Origin of the sequence: Rhodococcus sp. SORGH_AS_0301 (assembly GCF_030818285.1) — a bacterium.
GTDB lineage: Bacteria > Actinomycetota > Actinomycetes > Mycobacteriales > Mycobacteriaceae > Rhodococcoides.
In genome coordinates, this window is sequence record NZ_JAUTAC010000002.1 from 1,873,834 (window position 1) to 1,894,499 (window position 20,666).

General features: G+C 69.7%; 20 protein-coding genes. 14 read left to right on the forward strand and 6 right to left on the reverse strand.

All coding sequences use genetic code 11. The features are described from left to right. Positions 1-20: 20 nt before the first annotated feature. Positions 21-1,304 (reverse strand): bifunctional phosphatase PAP2/diacylglycerol kinase family protein, encoded by a 1,284-nt coding sequence (locus QE397_RS09455; RefSeq protein WP_373425286.1) that lies wholly within the window; start codon positions 1,302-1,304, stop codon positions 21-23. A gap of 272 nt (positions 1,305-1,576) precedes the next feature. On the opposite strand from QE397_RS09455, the gene pafA reads away from it, so the two are divergent. The 7 genes from pafA to QE397_RS09490 all read left to right on the forward strand — a co-directional run bounded on the left by pafA (position 1,577) and on the right by QE397_RS09490 (position 10,098). After that, entirely contained in the window at positions 1,577-2,935 is a 1,359-nt protein-coding gene (gene pafA / locus QE397_RS09460) for a Pup--protein ligase (protein ID WP_197027762.1), read from the forward strand. 93 nt (positions 2,936-3,028) lie between these two features. Further along, complete coding sequence (locus QE397_RS09465) at positions 3,029-4,045, forward strand: YafY family protein (protein ID WP_222637552.1); 1,017 nt, start codon at positions 3,029-3,031, stop codon at positions 4,043-4,045. Beyond that, entirely contained in the window at positions 4,042-5,004 is a 963-nt protein-coding gene (locus QE397_RS09470; RefSeq protein ID WP_027505363.1) for a YafY family protein, read from the forward strand. The genes QE397_RS09465 and QE397_RS09470 overlap by 4 nt, the downstream gene beginning before the upstream one ends. 140 nt (positions 5,005-5,144) lie before the next feature. Further along, entirely contained in the window at positions 5,145-5,420 is a 276-nt protein-coding gene (gene tatA, locus QE397_RS09475) for a Sec-independent protein translocase subunit TatA (protein ID WP_027505364.1), read from the forward strand. 155 nt (positions 5,421-5,575) lie between these two features. Continuing rightward, positions 5,576-6,517: a twin-arginine translocase subunit TatC gene (gene tatC / locus QE397_RS09480; protein ID WP_027505365.1), complete on the forward strand. Its 942-nt coding sequence runs from the start codon at positions 5,576-5,578 to the stop codon at positions 6,515-6,517. Positions 6,518-6,623: 106 nt separating this feature from the next. Then, the gene (locus QE397_RS09485) at positions 6,624-9,353 is read left to right on the forward strand and encodes an RNA helicase (RefSeq protein WP_307097459.1); all 2,730 of its coding nucleotides are present in this window, start codon (positions 6,624-6,626) and stop codon (positions 9,351-9,353) included. Further along, complete coding sequence (locus QE397_RS09490; protein WP_307093018.1) at positions 9,343-10,098, forward strand: DUF4333 domain-containing protein; 756 nt, start codon at positions 9,343-9,345, stop codon at positions 10,096-10,098. Before QE397_RS09485 ends, QE397_RS09490 begins: the two co-directional genes overlap by 11 nt. A gap of 1 nt (position 10,099) precedes the next feature. Here QE397_RS09490 and QE397_RS09495 read toward each other — a convergent pair whose 3' ends face one another. Next, positions 10,100-11,062: a 5'-3' exonuclease gene (locus tag QE397_RS09495; RefSeq protein WP_307093020.1), complete on the reverse strand. Its 963-nt coding sequence runs from the start codon at positions 11,060-11,062 to the stop codon at positions 10,100-10,102. Positions 11,063-11,104: 42 nt separating this feature from the next. On the opposite strand from QE397_RS09495, the gene QE397_RS09500 reads away from it, so the two are divergent. Next, complete coding sequence (locus QE397_RS09500) at positions 11,105-12,229, forward strand: Xaa-Pro peptidase family protein (protein ID WP_307093022.1); 1,125 nt, start codon at positions 11,105-11,107, stop codon at positions 12,227-12,229. After that, positions 12,226-12,984: a maleylpyruvate isomerase family mycothiol-dependent enzyme gene (locus tag QE397_RS09505; protein ID WP_056444564.1), complete on the forward strand. Its 759-nt coding sequence runs from the start codon at positions 12,226-12,228 to the stop codon at positions 12,982-12,984. Before QE397_RS09500 ends, QE397_RS09505 begins: the two co-directional genes overlap by 4 nt. A gap of 2 nt (positions 12,985-12,986) precedes the next feature. Here QE397_RS09505 and QE397_RS09510 read toward each other — a convergent pair whose 3' ends face one another. Continuing rightward, positions 12,987-13,826, reverse strand: a complete 840-nt coding sequence (locus tag QE397_RS09510) for an alpha/beta fold hydrolase (RefSeq protein ID WP_307093023.1) — start codon at positions 13,824-13,826, stop codon at positions 12,987-12,989. Between the two features lie 118 nt (positions 13,827-13,944). Between QE397_RS09510 and QE397_RS09515 the strand changes: the two genes are divergently transcribed. Continuing rightward, positions 13,945-14,517 carry a TetR/AcrR family transcriptional regulator gene (locus tag QE397_RS09515; protein WP_307093025.1) on the forward strand — a complete coding sequence of 191 codons (573 nt, stop codon included), beginning with the start codon at positions 13,945-13,947 and terminating at the stop codon, positions 14,515-14,517. Here the strand turns inward: QE397_RS09515 and QE397_RS09520 are convergent. Beyond that, positions 14,480-14,881: a PPOX class F420-dependent oxidoreductase gene (locus QE397_RS09520; protein ID WP_056444561.1), complete on the reverse strand. Its 402-nt coding sequence runs from the start codon at positions 14,879-14,881 to the stop codon at positions 14,480-14,482. The genes QE397_RS09515 and QE397_RS09520 overlap by 38 nt on opposite strands. A gap of 32 nt (positions 14,882-14,913) precedes the next feature. Between QE397_RS09520 and QE397_RS09525 the strand changes: the two genes are divergently transcribed. The 4 genes from QE397_RS09525 to QE397_RS09540 are packed head-to-tail and all read left to right on the forward strand — an operon-like array spanning position 14,914 to position 18,466. Beyond that, on the forward strand, positions 14,914-15,696 hold the full coding sequence (locus QE397_RS09525) for an SDR family NAD(P)-dependent oxidoreductase (RefSeq protein WP_307093028.1): 783 nt from the start codon (positions 14,914-14,916) through the stop codon (positions 15,694-15,696). Next, the gene (cbiE, locus tag QE397_RS09530) at positions 15,693-16,895 is read left to right on the forward strand and encodes a precorrin-6y C5,15-methyltransferase (decarboxylating) subunit CbiE (protein ID WP_222645209.1); all 1,203 of its coding nucleotides are present in this window, start codon (positions 15,693-15,695) and stop codon (positions 16,893-16,895) included. Before QE397_RS09525 ends, cbiE begins: the two co-directional genes overlap by 4 nt. Continuing rightward, complete coding sequence (gene cobM / locus QE397_RS09535; RefSeq protein ID WP_027505376.1) at positions 16,892-17,641, forward strand: precorrin-4 C(11)-methyltransferase; 750 nt, start codon at positions 16,892-16,894, stop codon at positions 17,639-17,641. Before cbiE ends, cobM begins: the two co-directional genes overlap by 4 nt. Positions 17,642-17,668: 27 nt before the next feature. Further along, the gene (locus QE397_RS09540) at positions 17,669-18,466 is read left to right on the forward strand and encodes a cobalt-precorrin-6A reductase (protein WP_307093030.1); all 798 of its coding nucleotides are present in this window, start codon (positions 17,669-17,671) and stop codon (positions 18,464-18,466) included. Here the strand turns inward: QE397_RS09540 and cobJ are convergent. Continuing rightward, positions 18,395-19,921 carry a precorrin-3B C(17)-methyltransferase gene (cobJ, locus tag QE397_RS09545; RefSeq protein WP_307093033.1) on the reverse strand — a complete coding sequence of 509 codons (1,527 nt, stop codon included), beginning with the start codon at positions 19,919-19,921 and terminating at the stop codon, positions 18,395-18,397. The two genes, QE397_RS09540 and cobJ, sit on opposite strands and share 72 nt — an antisense overlap. After that, positions 19,918-20,544 (reverse strand): precorrin-8X methylmutase, encoded by a 627-nt coding sequence (locus tag QE397_RS09550; RefSeq protein ID WP_027505377.1) that lies wholly within the window; start codon positions 20,542-20,544, stop codon positions 19,918-19,920. Before QE397_RS09550 ends, cobJ begins: the two co-directional genes overlap by 4 nt. Positions 20,545-20,666 lie beyond the last annotated feature (122 nt).

Here is a 20,666-nt window from a genome sequence, read left to right on the forward strand (position 1 = left end):
GACCGGCTACGAAGCACCCGTCACGCGCGCGGCGCGTCGGCGGTGCCCGTTCCGTACAGCGTGAGCAGCGAGGGCCGGGCCCGGTAGTCGAAGGCCCGGCCCTTGCCCGCCACCTCCCCGTCCACCGCCACCGCGACCGTGGTCTGCAGGTTGCGCACCGAGACCGCCGGCACCCGCAGATGGCGGTAGGTGGGCGACGTGCCGAGAGTCCCGGTCATCGCGGCGAGTGCGAGGCGGGTACGCGAGAGCCGCATGTGCGCGCGCAGGAACCGCACGTCCAGCACACCGCTCGCGATCGACGGCCGCGACATGGGCACCTGATCACCCGGCGTGTAGGTGCCGTTGCCGACGAACATCATCCACACCGAGTCGCGGCGCCCGTCGATCTCCACGTGCATCGGCTCGGCCACCGCCAGGACGGCCACCATCGCGGCCGCGGCCGCGGGCCACTTCCCGATGCGTGAGCTCCACTTGTCCCGCAGCCGAACCGAATCCGGGTAGCCCCCGATGCTGGCGGTGTTGACGAAGAGGATCTCCTCACCGCCGTCGATGCTCACACCGCCGAGATCCACCCGGCTGGACGCGCCGCGAGTGACGGCGTCCGCGGTGACCGACACCTCCACCGCGCCGACGTCCCGTGCGAAGTGGTTCAGCGTGCCGCCGGGGAACACCGCGAGAGGAAGCCCCGTCCGCACCGCGGCCGCGACGGCAGCGGCCACCGTGCCGTCCCCTCCGCAGACTCCGAGCGCGAGCACGTCCGATCCTGCGGCGCGGACGAACTGGGCGGTGAAGTCGTCGTCGGCGTTCGGCTCGAGGAACCGCGCCCTCGGCAGGGCCTTCGCCACGTCGGCGACGACTTCCGAATTGTGGGTGCCCGCGCCCGGATTGACCAGCACAAGCATTCCCTCACCCTCGTGCAGGGCGGGCGCCGGCCCCGCGGGGCCCAACTCGGCCGACTCGGTGGAGCGCACGGCCCACCAGCGGCGGGTCGACAGCGCGACCGCGACCCCGAGCGCCGCGCCCACCACCACGTCCGACGGCCAGTGCACACCGACGTGCACTCGCGAGTACGCGACGGTCGCGGCCAGCGGGGCGACGAGGAGACCGGCGAGCGGAGCCTCGAGCGCCACGCCCGTCGCGAACGCCGCGGCGGAGGCGGCGTGACCGGACGGGAACGACGACGACACGGGTGGGGTCATGATCCGCCGGAGCGCGGGGACCGACGCGGCCGGTGGACGATCGCGGGGGAGCAGCGGCTTGAGCACCCCGTTCGCGAGCGAGCTGGCACCCACGACCGCGAGCATGCCGCGTACGGCACCTCGTCGTCGGGGGCCGCCGGACGCGGCGAGCGCCGACGCCACGATCGCCCACAGAACACTGTGATCGGCGAGCCCGGTGAGCGTGCGCAGCGCGGGGTCCAACCCCGACGGTCGCGACGCGAAACTGGCCTTCACCAGCGCCAGATCGACGGAACGGGTGCGGCCGCGCAGCGATCGGGGATTCACCTGCGCCACACTACGGCTGCCACGGGCTCGGGTAGCCGATGCCGCGGTCGATGCCGTTGTACTGTCGAAGTGTGCAGCGACGAATCATGGGGATCGAGACCGAGTTCGGTGTGACGTGCACGTTCCACGGGCACCGTCGACTCAGCCCGGACGAGGTGGCCCGGTATCTGTTCCGGCGTGTCGTGTCGTGGGGACGCAGCTCCAACGTGTTCCTGCGCAACGGTGCGCGGCTCTACCTGGACGTCGGCTCCCATCCCGAGTACGCCACTGCCGAGTGCGACAGCCTTCTGCAGCTGGTCACGCACGACCGCGCCGGCGAGCGTGTTCTCGAGGACCTGCTCATCGACGCCGAGCAGCGTCTCGTCGAGGAGGGCATCGGCGGCGACATCTACCTGTTCAAGAACAACACCGACTCCGCGGGCAACTCCTACGGCTGCCACGAGAACTACCTCGTGGTGCGCGCCGGCGAGTTCTCCCGCATCTCCGACGTGCTGTTGCCGTTCCTGGTCACCCGCCAGCTCATCTGCGGCGCGGGCAAGATCCTGCAGACGCCGAAGGCCGCCACGTTCTGCCTCTCGCAGCGCGCCGAGCACATCTGGGAGGGCGTGTCGTCCGCGACCACCCGCTCACGGCCCATCATCAACACGCGTGACGAACCGCATGCCGACGCCGAGAAGTACCGTCGTCTGCACGTCATCGTCGGCGACTCCAACATGGCCGAGCCGACGACCATGCTCAAGGTCGGCACCGCAGCGCTCGTCCTGGAGATGATCGAGGCGGGCGTCTCGTTCCGAGACTTCGCCCTGGACAACCCGATTCGCGCCATCCGCGAGGTGTCCCACGACTCGACGGGGCGGCGCCCCGTCCGTCTCGCGGGGGGACGCCAGGCCAGTGCACTCGAGATCCAGCGCGAGTACCACGCCCGCGCCGTCGAGCACCTGCGCAACCGCGAGCCGGACGCGCAGATCGAGCAGGTCGTCGACCTGTGGGGCCGCACCCTCGACGCCGTCGAGGCGCAGGACTTCGCCAAGGTGGACACCGAGATCGACTGGGTTATCAAGCGCAAGCTGTTCGATCGCTATCAGGACAGGTACTCGATGGACCTGTCCGACCCGAAGATCGCCCAGCTGGACTTGGCCTATCACGACATCAAGCGCGGCCGCGGCGTCTTCGACGTGCTGCAGCGCAAGGGACTGGTCAAGCGCGTCACCGAGGACGACCAGATCGACGAGGCGGTGAACACGCCGCCGCAGACGACACGCGCGAAGCTGCGTGGCGAGTTCATCAGCGCCGCACAGGAGGCGGGACGCGACTTCACCGTCGACTGGGTGCATCTCAAGCTCAACGACCAGGCTCAGCGCACGGTGCTGTGCAAGGACCCGTTCCGCTCGGTCGACGAGCGCGTGGAGCGCCTGATCGCGTCGATGTAGAGGCCGACGGTCCTCCTTCTCCACAGGAGTCCCGCCCTCCCCACCCCGGCGATGCGCACGGGTGGGGAGATGCTCAGCCACTAGGCTGGGTCGGTGGCGATCTCCAAAGTCGAGCGGTTGATGAACCTCGTCATCTGCCTGCTCTCGACACGGCAGTACCTGACCGCCGAGCGCATCCGCGAGTCCGTCGCCGGATACGAGGACTCGGCGAGCGACGAGGCCTTCAGTCGCATGTTCGAGCGCGACAAGAACGAACTGCGTGATCTCGGCGTCCCGCTCGAGACCGGTCAGATCTCGCGCTTCTCGACGGTCGAGGGGTACCGCATCAACCGCGATCGGTACGAACTCCCCGACGTCGACCTGGCCAGCGACGAGGCCGCTGCGGTCGCCGTGGCCGTCCAACTCTGGGAGTCGCCCGAGCTCACCTCCGCCGCTCAGAGCGCGATGTTGAAGTTGCGCGCCGCGGGCGTGCAGGTGGACACCGAGAACTCGCCGGCCGCCGTGACCGCCGTTCCGTCCCGCAGTCGAGGTTCCGAGCCCGCGTTGGGCAAGCTGCTCGCCGCTATCGACGCCGGCCGGTCCGTGCGGTTCTCGCACCGCTCCACCCCGGCCGCCCCCTTCCGGGAGCGCACCGTCGAGCCGTGGGGAGTGGTCACCCACTCCGGACGCTGGTACCTCGTCGGGCACGACACCGAGCGCGACGCCGTCCGTACCTTCCGCCTGTCACGGATCGGGGACGACGTCGTGGCCTTCGGACCGGCGGGATCGGTGCGCAAGCCCGACGACGTCGATCTCGGTGTCATCGTGGCCCGCGCCGCCGCGAGCGGTGACGTGGCGGGCAGCGCCGACGTCTGGGTGTCGGAGGGACGGGGACTCGAGCTGCGCCGTCTCGGCACCGAGGTGGAGACACGTGATCTCGTGGGGCGACGCGGTTCCGTGGTCCGCATCCCGGTGCGGTCGTGGGAGTGGATCGCCCGGGTGGTCGCCGGCCACGGCGCCGACGCGATCGTGCTGTCGCCGACCGAACTCCGCGACATCGTCGTCGGCACCCTGTCCGTGAGCGCGCACCGCGCGCCGACCGACGCCGTCTCGCCCGGGAGCAGCTCATGAGCGTTCGCCTGTCCTCGCGGCTGGCCCGGCTGCTCAACCTCGTGCCGTACTTCATCGCCAATCCGGGTATCAGCGCGGCCGACGCCGCGGCCGAGCTCGGGGTCACGACCAAACAGCTGATGGACGACCTGAACCAGCTGTGGATGTGCGGACTGCCCGGATACGGTCCGGGCGATCTCATCGATCTGTCGTTCTCCGAGGACAGCATCGAGGTCACGTTCTCCGCCGGTATCGACAGGCCGCTGCGTCTGACGTCCACGGAAGCGACCGCGCTGCTCATCGCGCTGCGGTCACTCGTCGAGATGCCCGGCATGGTGGACCCGTCCGCGGCGTACCGCGCCATCGCGAAGATCGAGGCCGCGGCGGGTGTCGCGGCGGCCGAGGGGCCGGACGACACGCCCGAGCCGCAGGAGAGTCCCAGTGTCACGACCGTCCGTGGGGCGCTCGCCCGCGGTCGCGCGCTGCACATCACCTACTACTCGGCATCGCGGGACGTGGTGTCCGAACGCACCGTCGATCCGTTGCGCATCGTCCTCGTCGACGACCAGAGCTACCTGCAGGCCTGGTGCCGCGACGCGGAGGGCGTCCGGCTGTTCCGGCTGGACCGCATCGATGCCGCGACCGAGCTGGACGAGCCGTCCGCACCGCCCGAGCAGGCCCGGACCGGTGGGGACGCACTCGATCTCTTCCACGACGATCCGTCGCTGCCGCTCGCACGGCTCGTCGTCGCACCCGACCACGTGTGGATTCTGGACTACTACCCCATGACGCAGACCGCTGCGCACGACGACGGCTCGATCGAGGTCTCGATGCGATTCGCGACGCTCGACTGGATGAGCCGTCTGGCGCTGGGTCTGGGGTCGGGAGTGCGGGTGCTCGGACCGCCCGCACTGGTTCGTGAGGTCACCGCTCGGTCGCGCGACGCCCTCGACGTCTATCGCGCCGTCTCGGGAGCGTGACCGGCCCATCTCGAGTCGTCCGGACATGCAGGACTCGTCCGGTGAACTCTCGGCGAACGGTCGGTACGCGGGTCCACCGGACACCGGGTGGGAGCCCTCGGGTCCGGTAGCATCGAATCCACCGAAACTGGGAGGTTTTCATGGGTGCGTTACAACCCTGGCACTGGATCGTCCTGATCGTCGTGCTCGTACTGCTGTTCGGATCGAAGAAGCTGCCCGAGGCCGCACGTGGCCTGGGACGCTCGATGCGCATCTTCAAGAGTGAAGTGCAGGAGATGCAGAACGACGGCAAGAAGCCGGACACCACCACGAACACGGCGCCGGCACCGCAGTCGCAGTTGCCGTCCCCGAACACGGTCACCCCGACCGTCGCGTCGACCGAACCGACGCACGAGCAGCACCCGCGCTCGGCCTGACACTCGCAGGCACCACGGTCGGGGCGATGTCGCCTCGGCCGTTTCGTGGGTGGTGACCGAGGTTCGCGCCCGCTGCGGCGTGCGCACCTCGGCACCCGTCACCGCCAACCACAGTCTTCAGTCCAGGCACCGCAGTCGACAGGCGAAGAGTCACCGTGCGCATACCGTTCGATCCGCGACAGCGCAGGCGTCGCGTCAATCCCGACGGCACCATGTCGTTGGTGGAGCATCTCTACGAGCTCCGCACGCGTCTGCTGTGGTCGATGCTGGCCATCGTCCTCACCACGATCGTGGGGTTCTTCTGGTACTCGCACTCGCTGCTGGGCATCGAGTCGCTCGGTGACCTGCTCCGCGGGCCGTACTGCTCGCTCCCGTCCGAGAGTCGCGCCGAGCTCACCGACGACGGCACGTGTCGGCTGCTCGCCACCGGACCGTTCGAGCAGTTCATGCTCCGGTTCAAGGTGGCCATCACCGCGGGCGTCGTGCTCGCCTGCCCCATCTGGCTCTATCAGGTGTGGGCGTTCATCACGCCCGGCCTCTACCGCCAGGAACGGCGCTACGCCATCTCGTTCGTCACGGCGGCGGCCGTGCTCTTCGTCTCCGGCGCCGTCCTCGCCTACATCGTCGTCGCGAAGGCCCTGCACTTCCTGCTGACCATCGGCGACAACGTCCAGGTCACCGCTCTCAGTGGCGCCGAGTACTTCGGCTTCGTCATCAACCTGCTCGTCATCTTCGGCGTCAGCTTCGAGATCCCGCTCCTGATCGTCGCGCTCAACGCCGTCGGCGTCCTGAAGTACGAGAAGCTCCGCGGCTGGCGTCGCGGGCTCATCTTCGCGATGTTCGCCTTCGCCGCCGTCGTCACGCCCGGCGGTGACCCCTTCTCGATGACCGCGCTGGCGCTCGCGCTGAGCATCCTCGTCGAGTTCGCCATCCAGATCGCGCGCGTCAACGATCGACGGCGCGCACGGCGCGAGACCGAGGAGTGGGGGAACGTCTCCGACGACGAGGCGTCGCCTCTCGACACCTCCGCCGCCCCGGTCGGCAGGCCCGTCCCGGTGCGTCACGACGCCGAGGCCGACTACTCCGACACTCTCTGAGCTGCCCACGCTGTCTGAGTGACCCCCATCGGCGGACACCCTCTAATCTGGAGTCGTGGCCAATCACAGCGGGCAGCAGAACACCGGCGACATCCGGACTCGACTCGTGGACGGGCCGAAGCTGACGGAGTTCGCGGCGTCGCTTCCGTTCCCGCTCGATCCCTTCCAGATCCGCGCCTGCTCGGCCCTCGAGGACGGGCACGGCGTGCTGGTGTGCGCGCCGACCGGAGCCGGCAAGACCGTCGTCGGCGAGTTCGCCGTCCACCTCGCACTCACCAGCGGCGCGAAGTGTTTCTACACCACCCCCATCAAGGCACTGAGCAACCAGAAGTACGCCGAGCTCGTCGCGCGCTACGGCAAGGGCTACGTCGGCCTGCTGACCGGTGACCAGAGCATCAATTCGGACGCACCGATCGTCATCATGACCACCGAGGTGCTCCGCAACATGCTGTACGCGGAATCGCCTGCGCTGCGCGGACTCTCGCACGTGGTGATGGACGAGGTGCACTACCTCGCCGACCGGTTCCGCGGCGCCGTGTGGGAGGAGGTCATCCTGCACCTGTCCGAGGACGTCCGGCTCGTCAGCCTGTCGGCGACGGTGAGCAACGCCGAGGAGTTCGGCGCCTGGATGGAGACGGTGCGGGGCAACACCACCGTCGTCGTCGACGAGACCCGCCCGGTTCCGCTGTGGCAGCACATCCTCGTCGGTCGCCGCCTGTTCGACCTCTTCGACGTCGAGGCGAACAACGGTGCTCCGGGCGGCGTGGTCGTGGACAAGAACCTCGTCCGGTACGTCAAGGAACGAGTGCAGGCCGAGCGCATGGGCGCCTGGGAGGCCCCACGCGGCCGTGGCCCGCGGTCGGGTCGGTCCGGTGGCCGCCCCGGCCGGCCGGAATCTCGTCCGATCCCGCGGCCCGACGTCATCAAGCTCCTCGACCAGGAGGGGTTGCTTCCCGCCATCACGTTCATCTTCAGCCGCGCCGGGTGCGACGGCGCCGTCGATCAGTGTCTTCGATCGGGACTGCGGCTGACCTCCGAGGAGCAGGCGCGCGAGATCACCGAGGTCGTCGAGCGCCACACCGCCGAGATCCCGCGCAGCGACCTCGAGGTGCTCGGCTACTGGGAGTGGCGCGACGCCCTCGAGCGGGGCATCGCCGCGCATCACGCAGGGATGCTGCCGGTGTTCCGGCACACGGTCGAGGAGCTGTTCGTCCGCGGTCTGGTCCGCGCGGTCTTCGCGACGGAGACCCTCGCCCTCGGCATCAACATGCCGGCGCGGACGGTGGTGCTCGAGCGCCTCGTGAAGTTCAACGGTGAGGCGTACGCCAACCTGTCGGCGGGGGAGTACACGCAACTCACCGGCCGCGCCGGTCGTCGCGGTATCGACGTCGAGGGTCATGCGGTAGTGCTGTGGCAGTCGGGTGTCGAGCCGACCGAGGTGGCCGGGTTGGCCTCCACCCGTACGTTCCCCCTGCGGAGTTCGTTCCGCCCCTCGTACAACATGGCGGTGAACCTGGTCGACCGGATGGGTGTCGACGCGTCCCGGATGCTGCTCGAACGGTCGTTCGCGCAGTACCAGGCCGATGCGTCCGTCGTCGGGTTGGTGCGCGGTATCGAGAAGAACGCCGTGGCTCGGCGCGAGTTGCTCGGCAAGTTGGGCGGCGAGGACTCGCCCTACGTCGAGTACACCGCCCTGCGCGCGCGCCTCAAGGAGCGCGAACGCGAGCTCGAGCGTCAGGGCCGCACGGATCGTCGCAACGATGCCGTCACGTCGCTGGTGTCGCTGCGGCGCGGCGACGTCATCTCCATCCCGTCCGGTCGACGCTCGGGACTGGCTGTCGTCCTGGAGACCGACGCGAACTCGGTGGACCCGCGGCCGCTGGTGCTCACCGAGGACAAGTGGGCGGGGCGCGTGTCGTCGGCTGACTTCCCCACACCGGTGTCGGCTCTCGGCCACATGCGCCTTCCCCGCCACGTCGATCACCGCACGGCGCAGACCCGTCGGGACCTGGCGTCCGCGCTCCGTGGAACGGGAATCAGCGCGCCGGGACGCGGTCGGCGCCGGCAGTCGTCCGCAGGCGACGATCGCGAGCTCGGAGTGCTGCGCCGCGCCGTCCGCTCGCATCCGTGCCACACCTGGCCGGATCGTGAGCATCTCGCCCGGCTGGCCGAGAAGTACAGCCGGCTCGAACGTGACACCGATGCGATGAAGCAGAAGGTCGCCGCGACCACCAACTCGTTGGCCCGTACCTTCGATCGCATCCTGGCGCTGCTCACCGAGCGCGGCTATCTGGCCGCCGGTCCTGACGGCGAGGTCGCGGTCACCGACCGTGGAGCCAAGCTCGGACGTCTGTACTCGGAGTCGGACCTGCTGGTCGCGGAGTGCCTCGCCGAGGGAATCTGGCGAGGCCTCGGGCCGGCCGAGCTCGCCGCCGTGGTCTCGACCGTCGTGTACGAGTCGCGCCAGGAGGGTGAGAGCGCGGAGCAGGGTCCGACCGGGAACATCCGACACGCGTTGACCCGCACCGTCGCCGCGTGGCACGAGCTCCGCGCGGACGAGATCCGACTGAAGCTGCCTCCGACGCGGGAACCCGACACCGGGTTCGCGGTGGCCGTCTACAAGTGGGCTCGCAAGGAGTCGCTCGAGGACGTGCTGTTCGCCGCGGGTCAGCACGGCCGCGCCCTGTCCGGCGGAGACTTCGTACGGTGGTGCCGCCAGGTCATCGATCTGCTCGACCAGATCCGCTCGGCGTCCCCCGACGACGAGGTCACCGCGACCGCCACGAAGGCGATCTCGGCGATACGGCGCGGAGTCGTCGCCGTCGATGCCGCATGATGGTCTCCACAGTCACAGCAGTCACCACAGGCACCCACCGGAGGCGATGATGAGCGGCCCGTACAACCCCGACGACCGTTCCTCGGCCGGTGAGGACACGCCCACCAGCCAGTACCCGAGCGGACAGCAGCCGGGCTACGACCAGCAGGCTTACGGTCAACAGCCCTACGGTCAACAGCCCTATGGTCAACAGCCCTATGGTCAGCAGCCGGGCTACGACCAGCAGGCCTACGGTCAGCAACCCCAGTACGGGCAGCAGCCTTACGGCCAGCAGCCCCAGTACGGCCAACAGCCTTATGGCCAGCAGCCCCAGTACGGCCAGCAGCCTTACGGCCAACAGCCCTACGGCCAGCAGCCCCAGTACGGCCAGCAGCCCTACGGACAGCCGGGTTACCCGCAGGGCAACCAGCAGTGGAACGCCGCGCCGGCGCAGAAGCAGTCGAAGGTGCCGTTCATCGTGGGCGGCGTCGTCATCGCCGCGATCGTCGTGGCGGGTGGGATCTACGCGGCCACGTCGCTGGGCGGCGACACTCTGGACAACTCCGCGGTGCAGAGCGGAGTGGCCAAGATCGTGACCGAGTCCTACGGCGCGATCGACGTCTCCGCGGTGTCCTGCCCGTCGGGCCAGAAGGTGGAGGCGAACACGACCTTCTCCTGCGACCTGACGGTGGACGGTGAGGCGCGCTCGGTGACGGTGACCGTCAAGGACGACCAGGGCACCTACGAGGTCGGCCGGCCCCAGTAGCTCACCGCGCCATCGCGGTGAGAAGGCGGCCGACGGAGTTCTGCACGCCGAGTTCCTCGGCGAGCGCCGCGAGGCGTTCCGGATCGACGGGCTCGTGCGGCAGCACGTCGGGGCGCGACCAGATGATGTCCGCATCGGTCACCACCCGTACCACCGGGAGGGCGGCGTCGATGTAGTCGCGGGAGCTCTGGATCTTCGCGCGCACCCCGGCCGACATCTCGGGGTCGCCCGAGTCGGCGGCGGCGAGCAACGCCTCGAGGGAGCCGAACTTCTTCATGAGCGACGCCGCGGTCTTCTCCCCGACGCCCTTCACCCCGGGCAGTCCGTCGGACGAATCACCGCGCAGCAGTGCGAGTTCCGCGTAGCCCGGCCCGGGTCGGTCCGCGGGCACCCCGTACTTCTCGGCCACTTCTGCCGGGCCGAACAGCTCGGCTTTCGCCAGTCCGCGTCCCGCGTAGAGCACACGCACCGGAACCGGATCGTCGGAGACGACCTGCAACAGGTCGCGGTCTCCGCTGACCACCACCACGGTGCCGTCGCGCTCGGTGGCGGCGAGGGTGCCCAACACGTCGTCCGCCTCGAGACCCTCCGCTCCGGCCGTCGCGATGCCCGCGGCCTCGAGGATCTCCAGGATCAGGTTCACCTGCGGACCCAGAGCGTCGGGTGCCTCCTCCGCGTCCGGGCCAGCAGCGGACTCGGTGAGCACCCGATGCGCCTTGTAGGACGGCACCAGATCGACCCGGAAGGTGGGACGCCAGTCGAGGTCGAGGCAGACGGCCAGTCGGGACGCACCCGTCCGCGTGATGAGGGACGCGACCATGTCGGTGAAACCACGCACCGCGTTCACCGGCCGACCGTCGGGCGCCGTGATCGATTCGGGCAACGCGTGGAAGGCCCGGAACCACAGGCTCGCCGCATCGAGGAGAAGTACCGTGTCTCTGCTCTCGGCCGTCATGCGCCACATCCTGCCGCATGTGGGCGGCACCGGAGTCGATAGCCTGGCGTCATGACGTCTCGGTTTCCCTCCTCCGTGTATCGCACCCGCCTCGACCGAGCGGCGGCTCTCGCCGCCGAGGCCGGTCTCGACGCGCTGTTGATCACGCCCGGACCCGACCTGCGCTATCTGCTCGGCTCGCGCGCCGAGTCGTTCGAGCGTCTGACCTGCCTCGTCGTCCAGGCGGACGGCACGCCCGCGTCGGTGGTGGTACCTCGCATCGAACTGGCGGCGTTGAAGGACTCGGCCGCGGCCGACCTGGGAATCGAGCTGCGGGACTGGGTCGACGGCGTGAATCCGCATCAGGCAGTCGCGGCGCTGCTTCCCGGCCCGGCCCGGACCGCTGTCACCGACGCCATGCCCGCCCTGCATCTCGTTCCGCTGACCGAGGCGCTCGGCGCGATGCCCGTCCTGGCGACGGCGGTCCTGCGCGAACTCCGGATGACCAAGGACGACGCGGAGATCGGCGCGTTGCGCACGGCGGGCGCCGCCATCGACCGCGTCCACGCGCGCATGGGCGAGTTCCTCGCGGCCGGGCGCACCGAAGCGCAGGTCGCTGCCGACATCTCGGCCGCGATCCTCGAGGAGGGGCACACCGAGGCGGCGTTCGTCATCGTCGGCTCGGGCCCGCACGGCGCCGACCCGCACCACGAGGTGTCCGAGCGCGTCATCGAGGAGGGCGACGTCGTCGTCATCGACATCGGTGGCCCCGTCGAGCCGGGCTACAACTCGGACTCCACCCGGACCTACAGCATCGGCGAGCCGTCGGACTCGGTCGCTGCGACCGTGGCGGTCCTCGAGCGCGCGCAGCAGGCAGCTGTCGATGCAGTACGTCCCGGAGTCACCGCGGAGGCGATCGACGCCGCCGCACGCGACATCCTGGTCGACGCCGGCTACGGCGACGTCTTCGTGCACCGCACCGGGCACGGCATCGGCCTCTCGGTGCACGAGGAGCCGTACATCGTGGCGGGCAACGACATTCCGCTCGAGGTGGGGATGGCGTTCAGCATCGAGCCGGGGGTGTACTTCACCGGCGAGTGGGGCGCCCGCATCGAGGACATCGTCATCGTGACTCCGGAGGGGTGCGAGTCGGTCAACACGCGGCCGCACGGCCTGACCGTGCTTCCGGTGCGATGAGCCTCGACCTCCTCGCCACACTGCGACGCGAGGGCGACCGCCTCGCGTCGATGCCTGTCGATGCGCTGACGGCGCCGGTACCCACCGTGCCGGGATGGACGCTCGAGCACGTGGTCCGACACACGGGCAAGGTCCACCGGTGGGCGAACGCGGTGATCCTGGCGGGCCCGGGTGCGGACACGGGCGCGGTGGCGAAGCAGCAGGTCGAGTCGTTGCCCAAGGGCCCGGACAGTCTCCCCGCGTACCGATCGTCGCTGGAGGCGATGGTCGCCACGTTCGAGTCGACGGATCCCGAGGCGGTCGTGGAGACGTTCGTCGGCGCGCGCACGGCCGCGTGGTGGCTCCGACGGCAGGCACACGAGGTCGCCGTGCACCGCATCGACGCCGCCGACGCCGTCCGCGCCGCCGGGGGAGTGGCGCCCGAGGCGCTCGATCCCGACGCCGCCGCGGACGCCGTGGCCGAGCTGACCGAGGTGCAGTATCCGCACCGACTGCTCCTCGACCGCCTGACGCCCGAGTCGATCGGGCGCACCGTGCACGTGCACGGAACGGACGTGGACGACCTGGAGTGGACGTTCACGCTCGGGGCCGACGTCCTCGCCAGTGCGCGCGGGCACGGGAAAGCCGATGTGGCACTGCGGGGTACGGCAGAGCACCTGCTGCTGGTGCTCTGCCGTCGTCGACCACTCGACGTGCTCACCGTCTTCGGTGACACCTCGGTCGCGGAGTCACTGCTCGACGCGTCCCGCTTCTGACGTCACTCGAGGAAGTCGAGCAGCGCCGTGTTGACCTCCTGGTAGTGGGTCCACAGGAGACCGTGGGGCGCGCCCTCCACCTCGACGTAGGTGGCCTCGGGGAAGGCGTCGTGGAACGGGCGACCCGTCGAATCGATCGGCAGGATGTTGTCCGCGGTGCCGTGCAGGATCAGCGTGGGCTTGCCCGACTCCCGGACGGTTTGTACGTCGGCGCGGAAGTCGGTGAGCCACGTCGGAACCACCGCGTACGCGGCGATCGGCGCACTCGCCGCCGCGACATTCCAGCTGTTGCGGACGGCGGCCTCGCTGATGCGCGTGCCGAGCGTGTCGTCCAGGTTGTAGAAGTCCTTGTAGAACGCGTCGAACCAGGCGAAGCGGTCTCCGCGTGCGGCGGCTTCGATGCTGTCGAACACCGACTGCGGCACACCCGTCGGGTTGTCGTCGGTCTGCAGGAGGAACGGCTCGAGCGACGCGAGGAAGGCGAATTTCGCCACACGGTCGGTCCCGTATCGCGAGGCATACCGCGCCAGTTCACCGGTACCCATGGAGAATCCGACGAGAATCACGTCGCGCAGATCCAGCGCTTCTAGCACCTCGTTCAGGTCCGAGGCGAAGGTGTCGTAGTCGTACCCGGACGTGGGCTTGCTCGACTGTCCGAAGCCTCGACGGTCGTACGTCACGACGCGGTGGCCGGCGTCGAGCAGAGCCGCGGTCTGGCGCTCCCACGAGTGTCCGTCGAGCGGATATCCGTGAATGAGGACGACGGGCTGTCCACTGCCGTGATCCTCGTAGTAGACGTCGATCGGGGTGCTGTTCTCGTGTCCGACAGTGATGTGTCCCATGGCGTGCGCGACCTTTCGACGGGAATGTCTCTCGTGGAGAACGAGCGTTCTCGCTCGTGTCGGCTACAGTAGAGAACGTTGGTTCTCGCCGCAAGTGCTCACGACGACAGGAGGGTTCGTGGAGACCGATCATCGCGCCAGAATCCTCTCGGCGGCAGACACGCTGTTCTATGCCAAGGGGGTGCAGGCCGTCGGTATGGACGAACTGCGCACCGAGGCGGGCGTTCCGCTCAAACGGCTCTACGCGGAGTTCCCGTCCAAGGCCGCGATCGTCACCGCGGTGCTCGACGGCCGGACGACGATGTGGAACAACCGCATCGACGAGGCCGAGAGCGCACACGAGTCACCGCGGGACAAGCTGTTGTCGATATTCGACTTCCTGCACGACTGGTTCCGCGAGGACGACTTCCGCGGGTGCGCGTTCATCAACTCGTTCGGGGAACTCGGCGCCACGATGCCCGCGGTGTCCGATGCCGCGCGCGCCCACAAGCTGACGTTCATCGACCATGTCACGACGCTGGCCGTCGCGGCCGGGGCGTCGCCCACCGTGGGACTGCAGATCGCGCTGTTGGCCGAGGGTGCTCAGACCACCGCGGCCATCACGCGGTCGAGCGAGACCGCGCGGGCGGCCAGGGAGGCCGCCGCCCGATTGCTCAGTCCCGCAACGACTGGGAGCCCATCACCCGGGTGACGGTGATCTCGATGACCACGCGCTCCGGGTTCTCCCGCGGCGTCCGGTAGCGCTGGGCGTAACGGTTCTCCGCATCACGCACGGCGTCGGGTTCGCGCAGGATGCGTGCCGGCCCCTCGAGGGTCAGCCATCGCGCCCCGTCGACCTGAGTCACGGCGCCGTAGCCGCCGCGCTCGGCGTTGCGCACCTTCTGCGATCCGTCCCGCGTGATCACTCGCGCCAGACCTGCCTCCGGATCCCAGGTGAATCCCACCGCCACCACGTGCGGTGTGCCGTCCTGACGCTTCGTGGCCAGCGTTGCCAGATGACGCTCGGTGAGGAAGGTTCCGGCGTCGGCGTTCAGCGAGGAGGGGGTGGCGGGCATGACCGCCACGATAATCGAGGACACTGGACGCCGTGACCCACCCACCGGCCGGCCGTGACCTGACCACACCCGACCAGTCGAGCACCGGCATCCTGCTGCTCCTCGGTGGTCGCAGCGACATCGGTCTCGAGATCGCGGAGCGCCTCGCGCGCGGCCGCCACGTCGTCCTCGCCGCCCGGCGGTCCGACGATCTGGTCGCCGAGTCGGAACGAGTGCGCGCGGCCGGCGCGAGTCGGGTGACGACGCTCGAGTTCGACGCCGACGACCTGGCGTCGCACGACGGTCTCGTGACGTCGGTTCTGGCTCACGGGCCGATCGACACGGCGGTCCTGGCCTTCGGCATCCTGGGCGATCAGACGCGCGCCGAGACGGATGCGGCGCACGCGGTGGCCGTCGTCCACACGGACTACGTGGCGCAGGTCAGCATGCTGACACATCTCTCGACGGCGCTGCGCGAGCAGGGATCCGGCCGGCTCGTCGTCTTCTCTTCCGTCGCCGGCGCTCGGGTCCGCCGGGCGAACTACGTCTACGGGTCGGCGAAGGCCGGACTGGACGGATTCGCGTCCGGTCTCGCCGACGCGCTGCACGGGACCGGCGTGCGGTTGCTGCTGATCCGACCGGGTTTCGTCATCGGCCGGATGACCGAGGGGATGTCTCCCGCGCCGATGTCGAGCACACCCGGCCAGGTGGCCGACGCGGTGGTCCGCGCGTTGAGCTCGCGGACCGACGTCGTGTGGGTGCCCGGCCGTCTGCGCCTCCTCGTCGCCCTGATGCGCGTCCTCCCACGTCCGATCTGGCGCCGGATGCCGCGATGATCGACGTCGTGGGCGTGGGCGCCGACGGGTGGGCCGGGCTGTCGCCGACCTCCCGTGACGCCGTCGAATCCGCGGACGTCCTGTTCGGCTCCGAGCGTCAACTCGACGCGGTGCCGGGCACCGCGGCTCGGCGAATCGCGTGGCCCACCCCGATGCTGCCCGCTCTGACCGGTCTCCTGGACGAGCATGCCGGTACGCGGCGATGCGTGCTCGCGAGCGGTGACCCGATGTTCCACGGGATCGGCGTGACGTTGACGCGGCTCCTCGGCGCCGATGCGGTGCGCGTCCTTCCGCACCCCTCGTCGGCGTCGCTCGCGTGCGCCCGTCTCGGCTGGGCGCTCCACGACGTCGAGGTGGTGTCCCTGGTGAACAGGCCGATCGAGACCGTACTGCCTGCCCTGACACACCGACGCCGCGTCCTCGTGCTCGCCGAGAACGAGAGCACCGCTGCCGAACTCGCGACTCTGCTGCTGAGCCGCGACCTCGGCTCCAGTGCCATGTCCGTGCTCGAGCAACTCGGGGGACCGCGCGAGCGGGTGCGTGCGCTGCCCGTCACCGACTGGGTACACGCGCGCGACGTCGACTCACTGAACGTCGTCGCGCTCGAGGTGCGGGGCCACACCGTCTCGCGCGCACCCGGACTCGACGACGCGCTCTACGTGGGCGACGGTCAGCTGACCAAACGCGAGGTCAGGGCGCTGACTCTCAGCGCCCTCGCGCCCTCACCGGGTGAACGTCTGTGGGACGTCGGCGGCGGGTCGGGAAGCATCGCGATCGAATGGATGCGCACGCATCCGGCATGTTCCGCGATCGCGTTCGAGCGCGTCGAGTCCAGATCCGCCACCATCCGGACCAATGCTGTCGCCCTGGGCGTTCCGTCGCTCGTCGTCCGCGGCGCGGCACCCGATTCCTTGTCCGGTGCGCCCGAACCCGACGCCGTGTTCGTCGGGGGCGGCGCGACGCAACCCGGAGTGATGGACGCCTGCTGGGACGCCCTGCCCGAGGGTGGGCGGCTGGTGGCCAATGCCGTCACCGCGGAGTCGGAATCGCTACTTCTGCAGTGGTATTCGCAGCACGGCGGTCTGCTGCGACGACTGCAGGTGCACCGCGGCGAACCGCTCGGCGGATTCACCGGGTGGCGTCCGCAGATGCCGGTGACGCAGTGGAGCGTCGTGAAGAACGAGAAGGAGACAGCGTGACCGTCAGATTCGTCGGCGCGGGACCCGGTGCAGCCGATCTCGTGACCGTCCGCGCAGCCCGCATCATCGCGTCGAGCCCGGTCTGCCTGTACGCCGGGTCGTTGGTGCCACGCGAACTGCTCGACACGTGCCCGGCAGACGCCCGCGTCGTGAACACCGCTCGCATGACGCTCGATGCGATCGTCGACGAACTCGTCACCGCCTCGCGTGACGGCCTCGACGTCGCCCGCGTGCACTCCGGCGATCCGTCGCTGTACAGCGCCGTCGCCGAGCAGTCGCGACGACTCGACGCGGCGGGTGTGGACTACGAGATCGTGCCGGGCGTTCCGGCGTTCGCCGCAGCTGCGGCCGCGCTGGGTCGCGAACTCACCGTGCCCGGGATCTCGCAGAGCGTGGTGCTGACGCGGGTGTCGACGTTGTCGACGGCCATGCCCGACGGCGAGGATCTGCCCACGTTGGCACGGAGCGGGGCGACACTGGTCATTCATCTCGGTGCGCGCCAGATCCACAGCATCACCGAGCAACTCGTGCCGCACTACGGATCCGACTGTCCCGCAGCGGTGGTGGCCTTCGCCAGCCGCGCGGACGAGGTCATTGTGCGGGGCACCCTGGCCGATCTCGCGGACGCGACGGTGGCGGCGGGCATCGTCAAGACGGCGGTCGTGGTCGTGGGCCGCGTCTTGTCGGCCGAGGGCTTCCCGGACAGCTTCCTGTACTCGGCGGCCCGGCGACGGCTCGATCACTGACCGTCCGGGGCCGGTAAGGTCGCCCCAATGCATGTTCTGGTTCTCGGTGGCACGTCCGAAGCACGTCAGCTCGCGATCAAGCTGGACGGACTGCACGGCACCACCGTGACCTCCTCGCTCGCCGGCCGAGTGGCCGATCCCGTGCTCCCGGTGGGGGAGGTGCGGATCGGCGGCTTCGGTGGAGTGGACGGTCTGCGCGAGTGGATCACGGAGCACGAGGTGACGCACGTCGTCGACGCCACGCATCCCTACGCCGCGACGATGACGGCGCACGCGGTCGAGGTCTGCACGGCGGCCGACGTGCCGCTGGTGCTGGTGCGTCGCGCGCCGTGGAGTCCGCTGGCCGAGGACGACTGGATCACGGTGCCGTCGATGCCGGCGGCAGCGCAGGCACTCGCCGACCGACCCGCTCTCGCCCGCGTCCTGCTCACCATCGGCCGACAGGGCGTGCACCACTTCGCGTCCCTGGACGACCGGCACTTCATCGTGCGGTGCATCGATCCGCCCGAGGGCGAGGTCCCCGCGCACTCGAGCATTCTGGAGTCACGCGGGCCGTTCGACCTCGAGGGCGAGCGCGAGCTGTTGGACGAGCACCGCATCGACGTGGTGGTGAGCAAGAACAGCGGCGGCAAGCTCACGTCGGCCAAGCTTCAGGCCGCCCGCGAGCGCGGCATCCCCGTCGTCATGGTGGAACGGCCGCCCGTTCAGGACGACGTTCCCGTGGTGCCGACAGCCGACAAGTGCGTGACCTGGTTACTGAAGCGACGCACTCCCCGCGCCGCTCCCGACGCGGCCGATGGGATCGACGGTGTCGTAACGCCGTGACGTGAATACCCGCGGGCCGTCCGCGGTGTGATCGACCGTCGTGGTGGACGCTCCGACGATGAGCAGACAGCGCATGTCGATCGTGGCCGGGTCGAGATCCCCGAGCCGGACGACGGTCACCGATTCCTCGGGTCCCGAGACGTCGCGGCCCACGACGACGGGAGTGTCCGGGCCACGGTGCTCGAGCACGAGCGTCTTCAGCGCCTCCACCTGCCAGGTCCGCGAGCGCGAGGCCGGGTTGTAGACGGCGAACGCCATGTCGGCCGCCGCGATCGCGCGGATGCGGCGCTCGACCACGTCCCACGGCTTGAGGCGATCGGACAGGGACAGAACGGCATAGTCGTGGCCCAGGGGAGCGCCGACGCGGCTCGCGACCGCGTTGGCGGCCGTGACCCCGGGGCAGACGCGCACGGGAACGTGGCGCCATCGGTCCTGCGCCGCCACCTCGAGAACCGCTGCGGCCATGGCGAACACGCCGGGATCGCCGGAGGACACGACGACGACCCGACCGCCGCGAGACGCGAGATCGAGTGCCATCTCGGCCCGTTCCGATTCGACTCGGTTGTCACTCGCGTGTCGACGCTGGCCGGCTCGAACGGGCACCCGGTCGATGTAGGTGGTGTAGCCCACGAGATCGGTGGCGCGGAGCAGCTCGCCGCGCACCTCCGGCGTGGTCCACTCGGCCGAGCCCGGCCCCAGTCCGACGACCACCACCTCGCCCGACGCAACGGGTTCGCTGACCACGTAGGACGGGCTCGAGACCACGGCGATGGAGAAGTACGGAACGTCCGTCGCGTCGTCGGCAGCGAGAACGCGTTCGCCGGTGGTGCTCGCGCGCTCGACGTAGCGGGCGCGGTCGATCATGCCGCTGTCGCGCAAGGCTTCGCGCACAGCGGGATACGTACGGCCCAGCTTGAGGATCGCGGCGGAGTCGGTGTCCTCGAGTCGCCGCGTGAGCTCGGCGCGGGGCAGGGTCCCCGGCAGGATGGTCAGGACCTCGTCACCCTCGACGAGCGGTTCCCCGACCGCCGCGGACGCCGCACTGACCGACGTGACGCCGGGGATCACCTCGGTGTCGAAGCGGTGCGCGAGACGAACGTGCATGTGCTGATACGAGCTGTAGAACATCGGGTCGCCGGCGGCGAGCAGCGCGACCGAGCGACCGGCCTCGAGGTGCGCCGCCAGACGTTCGGACGCTTCGACGTAGAAGTCCGCGAGAGCGCCGTCGTACCCGCCGGGGTGGTCGGTGCCTTCCGTGGTCACCGGGTAGACCAGGTGCTCCTCGATCTGACCCTCGCGCAGGTACGGCTCCGCGGTGCGGCGAGAGATGCTCTTGCCGTGCCGGGCGCTGTGGAAGGCGACGACGTCGGCGGCGGTGATGACCCGCGCGGCTTTGACCGTCACCAGCTCCGGATCACCCGGGCCGATACCGACACCCCAGAGCTTGCCGCTCATTCGCGTTCCGTCGCAATGGCATTGACGGCGGCTGCGGCAATGGCGCTGCCACCGCGGCGGCCGAGGACGAGCAGGTGGTCGAGGCCGAGACCGGAGGCGACGAGATCGTCCTTCGACTCCGCGGCGCCGATGAAGCCCACGGGCCCACCCAGGATCGCGGACGGGCGCGGAGCGCCCTGCTGGATCAACTCCATGAGCCGGAACAGTGCGGTGGGTGCGTTGCCGATCGCGACGACGGCGCCGTCGAGGTGGTCGACCCACAGATCTACCGCTGCGGCCGTTCTGGTGGTGCCGCGCTCGCGCGCCATCTCCGGGACGTCCGGTGCGTTGAGGGTGCAGATCACCTCGTTGTCGGCCGGGAGCCGTCGACGGGTGATGCCGGACGCGACCATGGTGGCGTCGCAGAGGATGGGAGCCCCCGCGCGCAGCGCAGCACGGCCCTTCGCCACGACGTCGGCCGTCGACGCGATGGACTGCGCCAGATTCACTTCTCCGCACGCGTGGATCATGCGCACGACGACCTGGGCCACATCGTCGGAGAACGCCGACAGATCGGCTTCCGCTCGGATGGTCGCGAAGGAGCGCCGGTAGATCTCGTCGCCGTCGCGAATGTAGTCGTGCATGGCTCCACGATAGGGAGCGATGACGCGCCGTGGTCGGCCAGGGTCCGGCGCCGCGGCACGGGGGAGAGGCACCACGGATCGATACCGAATCGTAACGATGGGTCTGTTCCGGTCGTGCTGCA

What these genes read in the sequence shown, in the direction of transcription:
- QE397_RS09455 (WP_373425286.1), bottom strand. Translation starts at nt 1,304, where the DNA reads ATGCTCGCGGTCGTGGGTGCCAGCTCGCTCGCGAACGGGGTGCTCAAG.
- QE397_RS09470 (WP_027505363.1), top strand. Translation starts at nt 4,042, where the DNA reads ATGAGCGTTCGCCTGTCCTCGCGGCTGGCCCGGCTGCTCAACCTCGTG.
- tatA (WP_027505364.1), top strand. Translation starts at nt 5,145, where the DNA reads ATGGGTGCGTTACAACCCTGGCACTGGATCGTCCTGATCGTCGTGCTC.
- QE397_RS09490 (WP_307093018.1), top strand. Translation starts at nt 9,343, where the DNA reads ATGCCGCATGATGGTCTCCACAGTCACAGCAGTCACCACAGGCACCCA.
- QE397_RS09495 (WP_307093020.1), bottom strand. Translation starts at nt 11,062, where the DNA reads ATGTGGCGCATGACGGCCGAGAGCAGAGACACGGTACTTCTCCTCGAT.
- QE397_RS09500 (WP_307093022.1), top strand. Translation starts at nt 11,105, where the DNA reads ATGACGTCTCGGTTTCCCTCCTCCGTGTATCGCACCCGCCTCGACCGA.
- QE397_RS09505 (WP_056444564.1), top strand. Translation starts at nt 12,226, where the DNA reads ATGAGCCTCGACCTCCTCGCCACACTGCGACGCGAGGGCGACCGCCTC.
- QE397_RS09510 (WP_307093023.1), bottom strand. Translation starts at nt 13,826, where the DNA reads ATGGGACACATCACTGTCGGACACGAGAACAGCACCCCGATCGACGTC.
- QE397_RS09520 (WP_056444561.1), bottom strand. Translation starts at nt 14,881, where the DNA reads ATGCCCGCCACCCCCTCCTCGCTGAACGCCGACGCCGGAACCTTCCTC.
- cbiE (WP_222645209.1), top strand. Translation starts at nt 15,693, where the DNA reads ATGATCGACGTCGTGGGCGTGGGCGCCGACGGGTGGGCCGGGCTGTCG.
- QE397_RS09540 (WP_307093030.1), top strand. Translation starts at nt 17,669, where the DNA reads ATGCATGTTCTGGTTCTCGGTGGCACGTCCGAAGCACGTCAGCTCGCG.
- cobJ (WP_307093033.1), bottom strand. Translation starts at nt 19,921, where the DNA reads ATGAGCGGCAAGCTCTGGGGTGTCGGTATCGGCCCGGGTGATCCGGAG.
- QE397_RS09550 (WP_027505377.1), bottom strand. Translation starts at nt 20,544, where the DNA reads ATGCACGACTACATTCGCGACGGCGACGAGATCTACCGGCGCTCCTTC.